This window comes from Marinomonas balearica (genome assembly GCF_004362145.1).
Lineage (GTDB): Bacteria > Pseudomonadota > Gammaproteobacteria > Pseudomonadales > Marinomonadaceae > Marinomonas > Marinomonas balearica.
In genome coordinates this window covers 1-15,369 of record NZ_SNXC01000009.1, presented here as the reverse complement: position 1 = coordinate 15,369, position 15,369 = coordinate 1, and the positions used below count along the sequence as shown (strand labels likewise).

Here is a 15,369-nt window from a genome sequence, read left to right as displayed (position 1 = left end):
TAATTAATTCACACTAAAGCTTTCGCCACAGCCACATTCAGCAACGACGTTTGGATTATTAAATTTTACTACGTGATTCACACCCTCACGCACCAAGTCAATTTCTGTGCCTTTTAACAGTTTTAGCGATCCTTGTTCAACCGCAAATGCTAGGTCGTTTTCAAACGTTAGCACCTCATCACTGTCTTCTGCTTTATCTACGATATCCAAAACGTAAGCAAAGCCTGTACAACCACTTTCTTTAGTACTAAGCCTTATAAGCTTTTGCGGCTGAGACGTTAATTTTGCTGAAAAGTATTTCTGTGCAGCGTCCGTTAACGTCACCGCTTGATTCGGATCAAAAGTTGCAGTTATCATCTTTTACCTCCTACGCCAACATCATGCGTACTTTTTTAAGTGCGTCAAAAAAGGCATCCACTTCTTCAAGTGTATTATAAATTGCAAAAGATACTCGTGCCGTTCCAGGAACATTGAAACGAGACATCAGCGGTTGCGCGCAATGATCTCCAGTACGGATAGCAAAGCCCTGCCTATCCAGCAAAAATCCAACATCAGCAGGATGACCGCAATCAAGAACAAAACTCAGTGCACCAATTTTTTCTTTTGCATTTCCAACAATAGTTAATCCATCAAACGCGGAAGCAAGTTCCGTTGCTCGAGCCATAAGCTGCTGTTCATGCGCCTGAACCTCTTGCAAATCAAATTCACAAAACCATTTGATCGCAGCACCAAAAGCAATGGCATCACCCACATTTGGCGTACCGGCTTCAAAGCGATAAGGCAACGTATTCCAAGTCGCTTTTTCAAGAGTAACAGTCGAAATCATCTCTCCACCTGTTTGCCATACTGGCCAAGTTTCAAGGACGTCTTTCTTACCCCACATTACACCAACACCCATTGGAGCGTATATTTTGTGACCTGAGAACGAGTAAAAATCACAACCGATATCTTGAACGTCTACGCCACCGTGGGCGATCCCTTGAGCGCCATCTATCGACACGAGTGCCCCGACCTCTTTGGCCTTTTTGGTTAGCCAATGAACAGGATTCACTGTACCCAATGCATTTGATACATGAGGGAAAGCAACCAACTTAGTTTTAACACTAAGTAACGCCTCAAAGACGTTCAAATCAAGCTCACCTTGCTCCGATACTGGAACCACTTTCAGTGACGCTCCCGCATACCGACACGCTTGCTGCCATGTTACTATATTCGCGTGGTGCTCCATCTCAGTAACAATCACTTCATCGCCATGCTGCAATTTCTCACGCATGCCATGAGCAATAATGTTTAGGCTTTCAGTGGTGCCCGATGTCCAAATAACTTCTTCGCGATGCGGGGCATTGATAAATTGTTTAATAATGTCACGAGCTGATTCAAACTCTTTAGTGGCTTCGTCCGCCAACCGATGAGCACCGCGATGAACATTAGAGTTGCATTGTGTGTAATAACCCACCAGCGCATCAATAACACACTGCGGTTTTTGTGTACTTGCAGCATTATCAAGATACACCAATGGATTGCCATCCACTTCACGCTTCAATATTGGAAACTGTTCACGGATAGCCGCAACATCAAACTTCATCATTACCGCCTATTTCACTTCCATCTGCTCAAATCGACTACGAATCATAGGGCGCACCCATTCCGCAATCACTTCATTTGGCATCTGATCTATCAACTCATTAATAAAACCAAAATTGAGCATCACTTGCGCTTTAGCTCTACTGATGCCGCGCGTTTGCAAATAATAAAGGGCCTTCTTATCAATCTCTGCAACCGTTGCACCGTGAGCACATCGCACATCATCAGCATAGATTTCAAGTTCGGGCTTTGTATTAATTTCAGCTTTATCAGACAATAACAAATTTCGGTTATTAAGCTCAGCTAGCGTTTTTTGTGCATCACGGTGAATATGAATTCGACCGTTAAAAACCGCACGAGCTCGATCTGCAACAATACCTCGGATATTCTCTTCGGTTACGCAATTCGGCACCGCGTGCTCAACCGTAGCATGGAGGTCAAAGAGCTCTTTTCCATCCAATAAATAAATAGCATTTAATTTAGCATTTGCGTTTTCGCCAGCGTAGATAATGTCTGTGTCTAATCGCTGTAAATCGCTACCGAAACCAATAATATTGCTATTTAATTGAGCACCTTCTTCAAGCTTGAAATGACTCCCTCCAACCGACACGTTGTCGCCCGTCTGCAATGCAAATCGATAGTGCTCCAGTCGAGCATTTTTCGCTAAATCATACTCGGTAAACCCAGTAGACAATGTCTGACCTTCTGCATCAGCCATTTCTAAGATCGTTGCTTGAGCGCCTTCCTCAAGAGAGACAAACGCCTTAACGTGTGATTCTGCAGACTGCGATGACAAATTACTGATTCGAATAGGAGTATCAATCGAAACACCGCAACCGACTTTAATCCAAACTACGTCTTGCGCTAAAGCATCATTTAGCATTCCAAACAAATGCCGTTCAGGCTTTATCGCAGAAAGTTTATCTAGCAGCTCATCACGTGCTTCGAGCTTGGATCCAAGCACAATAGAAAGGCCTTCAGGAAGCTCTCCAGAGCTTAAAGCCGCACAATATCGACCATCAATAAACACAACTTCAATTGGCTCGATACCAGGTATTACAACAGGTGCTAATTGGCTTAAGTCGTTTTCCGTCGACTTTACAGATGCTGTTGTACGCTCAACAGAGCGTAGCGGCGTGTAACGCCAAGCTTCTGTCTTGCGGTTCGGCCAGGCAGTGTTTTTTAGCTGCGTAATTGCTTTCGTTCGAACCGGATCCATCCATTGCTGATCCACAAGCCCTGTTAGGTCTTGAGCTCGAATGAGCGCATTTGAAAACCATTCGCTCATGCCTAGCCCTCTAGTTCGTCTTCAGCAGGTTCAGTTTGCAACCAAGAATAGCCTTGTGCTTCAAGCTCAAGCGCAAGCGATGCATCCCCGCTCTTTACAATTTTGCCGTCTGAGAGAACATGCACATAATCCGGCTTAATATAATCCAACAAACGCTGATAATGTGTTACGACAATAAAGCTTCGCTCGTCTGAACGTTGACTATTAACACCTTCAGCAACTACCTGAAGAGCATCAATATCCAAACCAGAATCGGTTTCATCAAGGATGCAAAGCTTTGGTTTCAGAAGCAGCATTTGCATTAACTCATTACGCTTCTTCTCACCACCAGAAAAACCTTCGTTCACACCACGCTTCAAAAATGAAACAGGCAAATTAACTTTTTTGCAGGCTTCTTTCGCTTGCTTAAGGAAATCCGCAGATGTAATCGCTTCTTCACCGTTCGCTTCGCGAGTCGCATCAACGGATGCTTTTAAAAACTCTAGGTTGCTTACACCCGGAATTTCTACTGGATACTGAAACGCTAAAAACAAACCAGCGCGAGCGCGCTCTTCCGTTTCCATATCAAACAAATCTTCGCCACCTAGGCTAACTGAACCTGAATCAACTTCATAACCTTCGCGACCAGATAAAACATAACCCAATGTACTTTTACCCGCGCCATTTGGCCCCATGATCGCATGAACTTCACCGGGTTTAATCTCGAGGTTGAGGCCTTTAATGATATTCTTCTCTTCTACACTTGCGTGCAGATCTTTAATCGATAACAAAACGTTTTCGTTAGACATGTTTGATTTATTCCTCAACCCACTGAACCTTCAAGGCTTATTTCAAGTAATTTGCCCGCTTCTACGGCAAATTCCATCGGCAATTCTTTAAAAACTTCTTTACAAAATCCATTAACAATCATGGATACTGCTTTTTCTGGATCCAACCCACGCTGCTGACATAAGAACATTTGCTCGTCACTGACTTTTGACGTAGTTGCTTCATGCTCAATAATTGCAGACGGATTGCGGCTCTCTACATACGGGAAAGTATGAGCCCCACACTGATCACCAATTAGCAATGAATCACATTGTGTAAAGTTTCGCGCACCTTTCGCTCCGGGATTCATACGCACCAATCCACGATAGCTGTTATTACTCTTACCAGCGGAGATACCTTTGGAAATAATCGTCGAGCGAGTATTCTTACCAAGGTGAATCATCTTAGTCCCGGTATCTGCTTGCTGACGGCCACGCGTCAACGCCACAGAATAGAATTCACCGACACTGTTATCCCCTTTTAATACACAACTGGGGTATTTCCAGGTAACGGCAGACCCTGTTTCAACTTGGGTCCAAGATATTTTTGCGTTCGTATGGCAAATTCCACGCTTCGTAACGAAGTTATAAATACCACCTTTCCCTTCTTCATCACCGGGATACCAATTTTGAACGGTAGAATATTTTATCTCAGCATCATCCATTGCAACCAATTCAACCACAGCGGCATGCAACTGGTTTTCATCGCGCTGTGGAGCTGTACAGCCCTCTAGGTAACTTACGTAACTACCTTCATCTGCGATGATCAGAGTACGTTCGAACTGTCCGGTATTTTGCTCATTAATTCGGAAATACGTTGACAGTTCCATTGGGCAACGTGTGCCTTTGGGAATGTATACAAACGACCCATCAGTGAAAACAGCACAGTTTAGCGCCGCATAGTAATTGTCTTTGGTAGGAACAACACTGCCCAAATACTGTTTAACCAACTCGGGGTATTTATGAAGGGCCTCAGATATAGGGCAAAAAATAACCCCAGCTTCTTCAAGCTTATCTCGAAAAGTGGTAACAACCGAGACAGAATCAAATACAGCATCGACCGCAACTCCGGCCAACATTTGCTGCTCTATTAGAGGGATACCGAGTTTTTCGTACGTTCGAAGTAACTCTGGATCAACCTCATCTAACGATTTAGGCTTATCTTGCATGCTTTTTGGGGCGGAATAATAAGCAATGGCTTGAAAATCGATCTTAGGATAATCGACATGAGCCCAATCCGGCTCCTCCATTTCCTGCCATACTCGAAAGGCTTTAAGCCTCCAATCTAGCATCCACTCTGGCTCGCCTTTAATTTGCGAAAGGCGACGAATAACATCTTCATTTAAGCCTGGTTCAAACGTATCAGATTCTATCTCTGATACAAAACCCGCTTCATATTCTCTCGCCAGCGCCTTATCAATCTGCTCTGTCATATTGGAATTCACTCACTGTATTGGGCGAAAGCCCACTTTCTTTATTGGCTTTCGACGAAACTTATTGGGAAGTCCCGTTTTGCCATTATTTTCTATGCTTTTATTGACGGTTTAGCCAAGAAGCGCTGCACTTATTTTGTCTTGGTCTTTATCATGCGACTGATCAATCTGCCTAATATCAGAATCTTGCCGCTCTGCAACCAAACGCACATCTTTTCGTTGGACGAGTTTCTCGAGACTGATTCCACTTAAAAAATCATGAATTTGATCACTTAGGTCACACCATAAATGATGAGTCAAACAGGTTGTTCCTCCTTGACAATCACTGCGTCCACGACATCCTGTAGCGTCGACGGATTCGTTAACTGCATCGACAATTTGAGCTACAAATATGTCGCAACGCTCCCTACTAAGGAGGTAACCTCCACCAGGACCACGGACGCTGGAAACAAGCGACTGTTTACGGAGCTTGGCAAATAGTTGTTCAAGGTACGAAAGAGATATGCCTTGCCTTGCAGAAATATCGGATAGAGAAACAGGCCCTTTATCCGAGTGTAAAGCAAGGTCTAGCATTGCTGTGACCGCATAGCGACCTTTAGTTGTCAGGCGCATTTTACCCACCGAATACGATTATCTTTGCGACCAAGTATACAAAAAACCCAGTATTTTTATCAAGTATATAACCAACTAATTTAGTAGGTTATTAATCATAAGTTTAAAATTTGCGCGTATTTTACGGTGTAATTCTAAAAAACTGAACCTTTACACCCATACAATTGCTGTAAAAGGATGGAACTTAAGCGTCGGATCGTGCAATATTCAGAATTATTGCTTTAAACCCGCTACATCAAGCCAACAGAATTAACAAAGCCGTTATTATCAGCCCGTTTTAATAAAGGGGACTATTTATGTCAAAAAATGATGTACCGAAAGACGAAGAAACGAAAGACAAGGCCGAAAAGAAAAAACTAAAGCTCCCTTTAGGATTAATTATTGGTTTTTTCATGTGCTTTTTAATCAGTGTCGGCGCGTCATCTGGGATATCGTTTTTCCTTTCTAGCAGCAGCGTAACCGAATCTGTTACAGGAGAACAGTCTGTTGAAGAGACACTAAAAGCGCTTGAATCACAAATTGCACAGCAACAGCAAACTATCAGTAAACTAGAGCAAGAAAGCAGCGTGCTCAAGACCTACTTACGCCATAGCAGCTCAACGGCTTTAAAAAACATTCTAATCAATCAGGAAGAAAATATTCAAGCTTATTTGGCAGTCATGCGCCAAGGCATTGGTGATCTATCAGATCTCGTACCTCGAGGTACTGATTGGGCAAACGAATACCAATATCGTACAGACCTCGCCTTGAAATCGAGTTTAGAACGCCTCAATCTCTTACGATTACTTAAAACAGGTGAGCCGCCTAGCCAATCAAGCACAGACGAGGCGAACCAAGACAGTACTGAACAATAAACTCAGCACTAAATTATATAGAGCGAACTTTTTGCTGCATTTCCTATTGGTGCCACATTGGCGCCAATAGAGACATATACCTTATAGCTTAGTTGCAAGCTCAGTCCCTTGCTTAATAGCGCGTTTTGCATCCAACTCAGAAGCAAAGCTCGCACCACCAATTAAATGGCTCGGCAATATCAAATCTTCTTGAATATCAGACAAAGACTCTTGGCCTGCACAAATGATAATATTGTCGACCTCTATAGTCAGATGCTCTCCCTTAACTCTTAAATGTAACCCAGCGTCGTCAATTTTAAGATACTCACAACCAGACATCATTTGAACACCTTTTTTGAGAAGCCCTACTCGATGTATCCATCCGGTGGTTTTGCCTAGGTTTGCACCGACTTTCGCATCTTTTCTCTGTAACAAATAGATTTGACGATTTGGATTTTCTCTATGCTGGATAGGAAGCAAACCACCTCGTTGACTAAGCTTTCCATCAACTCCCCACTCCTGTAAGAAGGTTTCTTTTTCAGAAAGATGTTCCGCCACCCTCGTTTTTTCATGAACAAGGTATTCACACACATCAAATCCAATCCCGCCAGCCCCCACCACTGCAACACGCCCCCCTACTGTTTTTTCATTTCGAATCAAATCAACATAGGAAAGCACTTTTGGGTGCGCAACCCCTTCAATTTTAGGTACTCTGGGTATAATTCCTGTCGCTATCACCACCTCATCAAAGTTTGATTCATTCAGCTCATTGGCAGACACTGCATGATTAAGCACCACATCAACACCGAATAAGTCTAACTGCTTAGCAAAATATCTAAGTGTTTCATTAAATTCAGATTTACCGGGCACTTTCTTAGCAATGTTAAATTGACCACCTATTTTCGAGTTCTTGTCATATAAAGTCACCATGTGTCCTCGTTTCGCCGCCGTAGTAGAGAACGCCAATCCGGCTGGCCCAGCGCCAATAACCGCGATTCTTTTAGGGAAGTCTGTTGGCGTTATGACAATTTTTGTTTCGTGGCAAGCCCGAGGATTAACTAAGCACGACGTCATTTTTCCATCAAATACGTGATCTAAGCAGGCTTGGTTACAGCCAATACAAGTATTAATTTCGTTCGTACGTTTATTTTGAGCCTTTAATACAAATTCAGGATCCGCCAGAAAAGGACGAGCCATAGAAATCAGATCAGCATCTCCCGCCGCTAATATGGACTCAGCCGTCTCTGGCATGTTGATTCTATTTGAGGTTACTACTGGAACCGAAAGCTGCTCTCGAAACTTTTTGGTTACCCATGTAAACGCTCCTCTAGGCACTTTCGTCGCAATTGTAGGAACTCGCGCTTCATGCCAGCCAATTCCAGTGTTAATTATATTCGCTCCCGCCTTCTCGATCTCACGACCTAACTTCACAGTTTCCTCAGCGGTAGAACCCCCTTCGACAAGATCCAGCATAGATAAGCGAAATATTAAAATAAATTCTGTGCCAACTGCTTCTCTGATTCTAGATACAATTTCGATGGGCAATTTAATGCGATTATCGAATGAGCCTCCCCATCCATCGTCCCTATGATTCGTTCGCGTACAAATAAACTGATTTAAGAAATACCCTTCTGAAGCCATTATTTCGACGCCATCGTAACCCGCTTTTTGAGCAAGAACCGCCGCTTGAACAAAATCATCAATTTGTTTTTGTATTTCATCTTCTGAAAGCGCTTTTGGCTGAAAAGGATTAATGGGCGCTTGAAGCGCCGACGGGGCAACTAGGTTTGGGGAATAGGCGTAGCGGCCAGCATGTAAAATTTGCATACATATTTTGCCTCCTACGCTGTGAACGGCTTCTGTGACAAGTGCATGATTGTTAACATCTCGCTCTGTGCTCATTTGAGCAGCCCCTTGATATACTGCTCCTTCTGAGTTTGGAGCAATCCCTCCAGTCACGATTAGTGCAACGCCGCCCTCTGCCCTTTCTTTATAAAAGACGGCCATTTTCTCAAAGCCACCTTTAACTTCCTCTAACCCTAGGTGCATTGACCCCATGATGATTCTGTTTTTTAACTGTGCAAACCCGAGATCTAACGGCGTAAACACATTTGGATAAGTGGCATGAAGCGGATAATTAGGCATAAACCCTCACTTTATTTATTCTTGTTTTATTATGTTGACACTGTCAAGATAGCGTTCAATTTTGACACCGTCAAGATAGGCGCTAAACTACATCTTTTTATATACATGGTAAGCCCTATGCCTAAACCCTATCACCATGGTGACCTATATTCGACATTACTTTTAGAAGCAAAAAAAATATTGAAAAATGAAGGAGTAAGCGAACTTTCAATACGAAAGCTTGCCGCTCAAGTAGGCGTGTCGAGAACCGCTCTTTATCACCACTTTAAAGACAAAAACAGCTTACTTTGTGCGCTAGCAGAATCTGGATTCGCGACGCAAAAGAACGCCCTACAAACAATAATGAAAAAAGAGAAATCAAGAGAGGCATTCGAAGAATACGTTCAAAGCTACATTTCCTTTGCAGCCAATAACCACCACCTCTATGACCTTATGTACGGGCAGTTAATATGGAGAAATCAATTACAAACAGATAGCCTAAAATCGGCCTCTAGAACAACATTCAAGCTTTGGATAAAATGGGTTGAAGAGCTTCAAATGGAAGGAATTCTTGATAAAGAAAACAGCCCTTTGAGAGTCGGGCAAGCTTGCTGGGCGAGCCTGCATGGTTTTGCAAGGCTCGTTTTAGATGGGATATACGTAAACCAATCAGAGATTAAAGAAATGACACAGCAGATATCGAAAATGCTTCAGTCATTTCCTAAGAATTAACACTACTCTTAATGAAACACAGTATCTACTGATACTGCATTTTCGGATGTGCAGCGTCTTCGTTTTTAGTCCGCTTATTATAGTTCAACGCATACACTAACAATTCAGCTGCCGCTAATACAATAATGGTATACCCTAGTAACTCCGTTCCCTCTTCGACGAGGTTCTTTACGGCACGCATATAAGAGTCATCCATTAGAGCTTGCCACAGTTTACCGCGTCCCATAAGTCGCGAAAAAGCCAATACAATTACTAAGCCTGCCGACATTAAACCGAAACTTGCAGTCGTCGAGTAGTCTTTTAGGGACTGATAAGCAGCAACAAACTTATTGCGAAGAGAAAATAGCGTAACAACAAGGATCGCAAATACAATTGCTTGCCAAGCACCATCAAATACATTTTGATCCAGAAACGAATCAGACTCTCGGACCCACATCATTGACATGAGAGAGCCAAGCAATATCGCCGCATATCGAAACTTGGTACTGATGTAAGCTACCGTAAAAAACATCGCTGCACTTAACGCTGCAAAGGTATCTTGTAGAGTTTCTGTTAATGAATCTTCAGAGTATTCTGCTAACGGGCCCAAATCAAACGCTTCAAGCGAGATCACCTGAGCAACACCGGCAACAAAAAAGAGGTAAACTACCCCTCGTAATAAGAACATATTTATCCCTTATAAATTGAATTCTTCCATGTTAAAACAACACCATACTTAGCTCTAAGCTATCAAGACTATTTTTCACTAAAATTTCACTTTTATCCAGTTTTCATGGATATTTTTTACAAGATATATATCAACACCTATAACACTAAAAAAGGCTGACATATACATGCCAGCCTTTTATTCGAACAATAAGACTTCTAACGTTATTTAACAGTCGAAACCTTTTAGCTAATTAATGAACGTACATAATCAGAAATAGCATCATCTTTGCACCCTTCAAAGAAACACTGTTGGAAACGCTCGCCCGAAACAGCGGTTTTAACCAATTCCTGATCAATTGAAGTTAGTGTTTCAAGATAATTATCTTTTAGTACCGCTGACTTAACGTCATTCAAGATACCCGCATTGCGAACTTGAGGCTCTTTTCGCTCTAATGGGTAACCTGCTCCACGCTCTCCAGTAAAGGCCTTTTCAAATATATATCGTACATTGAGTTCTGCGCCCCAGCCAAAGCCTTTCGCAAAGGCAAGAGCCAAAGCGTTTCCATTATTAATCTGATTAAAAAGAAAGGCGTCCGAAGGCTCAAGACAGTACCCGCATAAAACACCTGGATGAAGATTTAATGACATCATCGCACCCTGGCCTGTCCCACAACCTGTTACAACAAAATCCACAGCCTTTGAATTAATGAGTAGACTTGCCATTATTCCTAAATGAATATAGGTGAGGTGATGATCGTTTTCGTCACTCATGCCTACGTTAAATACGTCATGACCTAACGGGCCAGCGACAGTATTTAGCTGATCTAATACGACTGCGTTTTTCGGTGCTTGGCTATTTTCCATCATCAGTGCAATTTTCATAAATCTCTCCAGTTTGACTCTTATTATTCGACGAAATCTTTCCGCATAGGTGTAAAGTTATCCAATAGGACGCCTGGTTTTTTACACACACACCCATGCATAATATTTGGCTCTTTATACAAGGTATCGCCCGACTTTACCAAACGAGTTTCATCACCAATTGTGAATTCAAATTCTCCTGACAATACGTAGGTTAACTGCTCATGAGGGTGTTGATGCATAGGCCCAACTGCTCCCTCTTCAAAATGAACCTCTACAGTCATTATGTTCTCGCTATATGCCATGATTTTACGTGATACACCATCACCAAGATCTTCAAGCGGAATATCATTATTGTGTATAAACATACGGATCCTTGCCTCGAGTAGTTAACTTTGAGCGACTAAAGCGAAGTCATATTACACAAATATAGATTAAGATCCAATATTTTAAAACAGCGTTTTATTTATTTAGGCGCATTTTTTTATTTATACTCCATTTAGCGCTCGATAGAACGCCATAATTTCGAGCAGTTTTCGATAAGGCCACTTTCTCACAATCGAAATACCTTTAAGTCTCCCCAGTCAGTGCTCTCTTTAATAGCGATCGCCTTTTTTAAAACACATAAATAAAGACTTCCCGATAAAAGTAAATGCGAACCGTGCGCTAAATCAATCTTTAAAAAAAGTCAGACTGATATGCTAATTATGTGGACTGGCAGGCAAATTTCTAAACCTAACAGGTTCTACGCTTGGAGTGAGCGACGATTTCGCTCCTTCAAAACACAAAATAGAAGATGGAGTTTGTTATGAAAGCAGCAGTAGCTAACGCATTTGGTTCTAAGCTAGACATTAAAGATGTCAAACAACCGGCTATTGAACCCCACCAAATTTTAGTAAAAATCCACGCCTGTGGAGTCTGCCATACAGATTTACATGCATGCCACGGCGACTGGCCTGTCAAACCGATCATGCCGCTCATCCCTGGCCATGAAGGCGTAGGCGAAATCGTCGAAGTTGGAAACGCCGTAACACATTTAAAAATGGGAGATCGTGTAGGCATACCCTGGCTATACAGTGCGTGCGGGCATTGTGAATACTGTTTAAGCGGAAAAGAGAGTCTCTGTCTGTCTCAACAAAACGCGGGATACTCTGTAAACGGAAGTTATGCTGAATACTGTGCAGCACATTCCGAATACGTTGTTAAAGTACCTGATGAAGTCAGCTATGTTGACGCAGCTCCTTTATTTTGTGCCGGTGTAACAACCTACAAAGCTCTAAAAGTGTCTGAAGCCAAACCGGGTGATTGGGTTGCTATTTTTGGCATTGGAGGATTAGGCCATCTCGCAGTGCAATATGCTATTGCGATGGGGTTGCGCGTTATTGCTGTGGACACAGGAGCCGCAAAAAAATCGCTGTCTTTATCATTAGGTGCAGAAGAGTTTATTGATTTTATGACAGACAATGTTGTAGAGGACATAAAGGAGTTCACAGGAGGCGTACACGCCAGCGTATGCACAGCCGTAAGCAAAGTAGGATTTCGCCAAAGTTATGACGTTGTTCGCCGAGGAGGAAAATGTGTACTAGTAGGCCTACCTCCTGAAGACATGCCTCTCCCTATTTTTGATACCGTCCTCAATGGTGTCAGTGTAGTAGGCTCAATTGTCGGTACACGTAAAGATTTAGAAGAGTGTCTAGAGTTTGCCGCGCGAGGAAAAGTAAAAGCAATTATTACCGAGAAAAAACTTGATGATATAAACGGTATTTTTTCAGATATGGAGAAAGGAGATATTACTGGCCGAATTGTTATGACTCTATGAGCTAATTCAAATCTAAGACGGCCGTCACATGAGATCCGCGTGACTGCCGTCAATTGTACTAGCTCAGATCTAAACTGAGAGACACCGATTCAAAATGAGATAGCTGTCAGATCAGGTCTAAGCTAGTACACATCATTTATACTTTAAAACTGCCTACCTGATTATTTAGCCCCACATAAAGTTCTGAAATTTGATCCGAATGACTTTCCACCAATTTAGATAGCTTCTCAGCTTGATTGGTTTGCTCTTGCAAAGACAAGAGATTTTCGTTGATGTTATTTGCAACTGTTGACTGCTCTTGTGTTGCCTGAGCAGTTTGGGCAGCCATTGACTGAACTTTATCAAAGGATTCGTTGAGCGCATCAAAGGTGCGAATCACTTCATCAAAATTATCTGCAGTATGTTTTACGTTGGTGCGGCTACTTTGAGTAGATGTAGACGATTTTTTCACATTGACTTTCAAACGATCAATCATGGTTTCTATCTCGTCTGTGCTGTCCTGTGTTCTAGTCGCGAGGGTTCTAACCTCATCAGCAACCACTGCAAAACCTCGCCCTTGCTCGCCCGCTCGAGCGGCTTCAATCGCGGCATTTAAAGCCAGCAAGTTTGTTTGCTCAGCGATATTCCTAATCACTTCCAACACAGAAGCAATGGCTTCTGAGCTTTCTTCGAGTTCTTTAGCTCTAGTAAGAGATTCTTCAATATCACTTATCAAACTAGAAATGGCATTATGCGATATTTTTACCGCTTTAATACCCTGCTCAGTGAGCTGTGTTGACTTCGTTGCCTCACTTGCAGTATCACTCGCAGCACTCTCCATTTGCTGGTTTGACATACTCATTTGATGTCCGGCACTGACAATAGAGTTAGATACACTGGTTAACGCGTTAGTAATTTCCGTAGTATTGTTTGACGCATTTTTTAGCTCATGCGTCATTTTTCCCAAAGCGTTGGATTGCTGATGAACATTAGCAATAATAACCCTGAGTTGTTCAACAAAGCCATCAAACTCGTTTGCCAAATCCCCTAACTCATCTTTAGAGGTTGATTGAATTTTTTGTGTTAAATCGCCGTCTCCATCTGCGATCTCACGAATTCGGCTCGCCATATTATCTATATTTTGCGTAAGCTTGAGCGGGACGTAATAACCAAAGAATAACGCCACAATGAAGGAGAGAGCTAAAACAACTACTGCAACATCTTGGTAAAAAGATATTTTTTCGGACATTTTTATTTCAATATCCCTCGCATAGTCTCGTACCGTTTCCCCTGCAACATCAAGCAACTCTCGTATCTCGCCAAATTTTTCCTCGGCGATCATAAAGTCTTCAGATAAATGGGATTTATTTTCAATGTTAGGAGACTCTATTAGACGACGACTTTCTTGTAGCCATTGATTATAAATAGTGTCAAATGCTTCATAACCCTTAGTAAGCTCAGGTTCCTTGGATAAATAGGTCCGATACGAGTGAAATCTTTGTATTGCTTGTTTGGCATTTTCTTCGAATGTGGCTTTGCGCTCCTCGTAATCCCCTAAACCATTAATAATTTCTTGCTGAGCTAATCGAGCTTGATACATATCTCGGTCAGCATTGAGTACTTCTGACATTCCTTCTAAATAGCGTTCAATATCGAGATTCGATCCATGCTTTTGTTCCATAACATGAGTATGATCTCGTAACTCTTCCCCAGCTTTATCCAGCATGTTACGAATTTTATAAAATTTTACATCGAGGTCGATAAACTCTTGAGAAACTTGATTGCTCGCTAGCGTTGTCTGTATTAAGGTGTCACTGGCTGCTACCCATGTTTTATAGTCTTCATCAAATGACTCAAATGGATCAAGCAGCTCTTTCGGTTCATCTTCTAGAAATTGTCGGTAAAGTTGAAATCTATCAAATACTTGCTGGGCATTCTCTTCATAGTCTCTTTTATTTTGTATTGGGTCGCCGTCATTCGCATAATACCTTTCCAATGCCAATCTCGCCTGATAAATGTCTCGGTCGGCGTTTAATACTTCCGTTATCGCTTCAAAGTAATGCTCTGCTTGTACAGACATCGCATTCTTTTGAATACTGTTAATAACAATCATAAAAGTAAAAAGCGCGACCAATATTGCTGCAAGAGATAATATTGGGAGCATGACCTTTAAACGAATAGAGTGAATGCGCATTGTTCTTCCCTTTAACTAATGTATGGTGAGGTGTACTGAACTCAGTCTAGATAAAAGGAAGCCTTTCCGCCAAAATTGCGGAAAAAAACATGATATTTGAGATTAATTTGCATAACAACACGTTAACTCTTTGACTTTGAAGAGTTAACGATTATGAAGTTTCCAGATTATTTCAGGGGAATAAGGCAATACATGACGAAGTTCGGTATGTGGCTAGTCGATTTCAGAAAAGCCGCCTGTTTAAATGGAGAGTGAAGCAATGAAATGAGAGAAAAGACACACTTTTCAATCCCCTTTAAACCAGCCTTCGACAGGCTCAGGGAGCAGAGTAGGCTATTCTTTTTTATTCTGGATTACGCGTTCAGAAACGAGAAAAGCCCTGACCATTTCTGATCAGGGCTTTCTGTATTAGAAGCTTGACGACGACCTACTCTCACATGGGATCCCCCACACTAC

14 protein-coding genes are annotated in these 15,369 nt (G+C 42.1%); 3 read left to right on the top strand and 11 right to left on the bottom strand.

Translation table 11 applies throughout. From position 1 onward, the window contains the following. Positions 1-3: 3 nt before the first annotated feature. The 6 genes from DFP79_RS01760 to iscR all read right to left on the bottom strand — a co-directional run bounded on the left by DFP79_RS01760 (position 4) and on the right by iscR (position 5,723). On the bottom strand, positions 4-357 hold the full coding sequence (locus DFP79_RS01760) for a HesB/IscA family protein (RefSeq protein WP_133502241.1): 354 nt from the start codon (positions 355-357) through the stop codon (positions 4-6). A 10-nt stretch (positions 358-367) separates the two neighbouring features. After that, the gene (locus DFP79_RS01755) at positions 368-1,585 is read right to left on the bottom strand and encodes an aminotransferase class V-fold PLP-dependent enzyme (RefSeq protein ID WP_133502857.1); all 1,218 of its coding nucleotides are present in this window, start codon (positions 1,583-1,585) and stop codon (positions 368-370) included. Between the two features lie 9 nt (positions 1,586-1,594). Continuing rightward, positions 1,595-2,872, bottom strand: coding sequence for a Fe-S cluster assembly protein SufD (sufD, locus tag DFP79_RS01750; protein ID WP_133502240.1), 1,278 nt, complete (start codon positions 2,870-2,872; stop codon positions 1,595-1,597). A 2-nt stretch (positions 2,873-2,874) separates the two neighbouring features. Beyond that, the gene (gene sufC / locus DFP79_RS01745; protein ID WP_133502239.1) at positions 2,875-3,660 is read right to left on the bottom strand and encodes a Fe-S cluster assembly ATPase SufC; all 786 of its coding nucleotides are present in this window, start codon (positions 3,658-3,660) and stop codon (positions 2,875-2,877) included. Between the two features lie 14 nt (positions 3,661-3,674). After that, positions 3,675-5,111, bottom strand: a complete 1,437-nt coding sequence (gene sufB, locus DFP79_RS01740; protein ID WP_133502238.1) for a Fe-S cluster assembly protein SufB — start codon at positions 5,109-5,111, stop codon at positions 3,675-3,677. Positions 5,112-5,222: 111 nt separating this feature from the next. Continuing rightward, positions 5,223-5,723 (bottom strand): Fe-S cluster assembly transcriptional regulator IscR, encoded by a 501-nt coding sequence (gene iscR / locus DFP79_RS01735; RefSeq protein ID WP_133502237.1) that lies wholly within the window; start codon positions 5,721-5,723, stop codon positions 5,223-5,225. 296 nt (positions 5,724-6,019) lie between these two features. On the opposite strand from iscR, the gene DFP79_RS01730 reads away from it, so the two are divergent. Then, complete coding sequence (locus tag DFP79_RS01730) at positions 6,020-6,577, top strand: hypothetical protein (protein WP_243730170.1); 558 nt, start codon at positions 6,020-6,022, stop codon at positions 6,575-6,577. A gap of 81 nt (positions 6,578-6,658) precedes the next feature. Here the strand turns inward: DFP79_RS01730 and DFP79_RS01725 are convergent, their stop codons facing one another. Next, a complete protein-coding gene (locus DFP79_RS01725) occupies positions 6,659-8,701 on the bottom strand; it encodes an NADPH-dependent 2,4-dienoyl-CoA reductase (protein ID WP_133502236.1) in 2,043 nt (680 codons plus the stop codon). A gap of 117 nt (positions 8,702-8,818) precedes the next feature. Between DFP79_RS01725 and DFP79_RS01720 the strand changes: the two genes are divergently transcribed. Further along, positions 8,819-9,412, top strand: coding sequence for a TetR/AcrR family transcriptional regulator (locus DFP79_RS01720; RefSeq protein ID WP_133502235.1), 594 nt, complete (start codon positions 8,819-8,821; stop codon positions 9,410-9,412). Between the two features lie 25 nt (positions 9,413-9,437). Here DFP79_RS01720 and DFP79_RS01715 read toward each other — a convergent pair whose 3' ends face one another. The 3 genes from DFP79_RS01715 to DFP79_RS01705 form a co-directional block, all read right to left on the bottom strand. Further along, the gene (locus tag DFP79_RS01715) at positions 9,438-10,079 is read right to left on the bottom strand and encodes a hypothetical protein (protein WP_133502234.1); all 642 of its coding nucleotides are present in this window, start codon (positions 10,077-10,079) and stop codon (positions 9,438-9,440) included. A gap of 224 nt (positions 10,080-10,303) precedes the next feature. Continuing rightward, positions 10,304-10,942: an RpiB/LacA/LacB family sugar-phosphate isomerase gene (locus DFP79_RS01710; protein ID WP_133502233.1), complete on the bottom strand. Its 639-nt coding sequence runs from the start codon at positions 10,940-10,942 to the stop codon at positions 10,304-10,306. A gap of 23 nt (positions 10,943-10,965) precedes the next feature. Further along, positions 10,966-11,289 carry a cupin domain-containing protein gene (locus tag DFP79_RS01705; RefSeq protein ID WP_133502232.1) on the bottom strand — a complete coding sequence of 108 codons (324 nt, stop codon included), beginning with the start codon at positions 11,287-11,289 and terminating at the stop codon, positions 10,966-10,968. A gap of 440 nt (positions 11,290-11,729) precedes the next feature. Between DFP79_RS01705 and adhP the strand changes: the two genes are divergently transcribed. Beyond that, entirely contained in the window at positions 11,730-12,740 is a 1,011-nt protein-coding gene (adhP, locus tag DFP79_RS01700; protein WP_133502231.1) for an alcohol dehydrogenase AdhP, read from the top strand. 136 nt (positions 12,741-12,876) lie between these two features. Here adhP and DFP79_RS01695 read toward each other — a convergent pair whose 3' ends face one another. After that, the gene (locus tag DFP79_RS01695; RefSeq protein WP_133502230.1) at positions 12,877-14,913 is read right to left on the bottom strand and encodes a methyl-accepting chemotaxis protein; all 2,037 of its coding nucleotides are present in this window, start codon (positions 14,911-14,913) and stop codon (positions 12,877-12,879) included. Positions 14,914-15,369 lie beyond the last annotated feature (456 nt).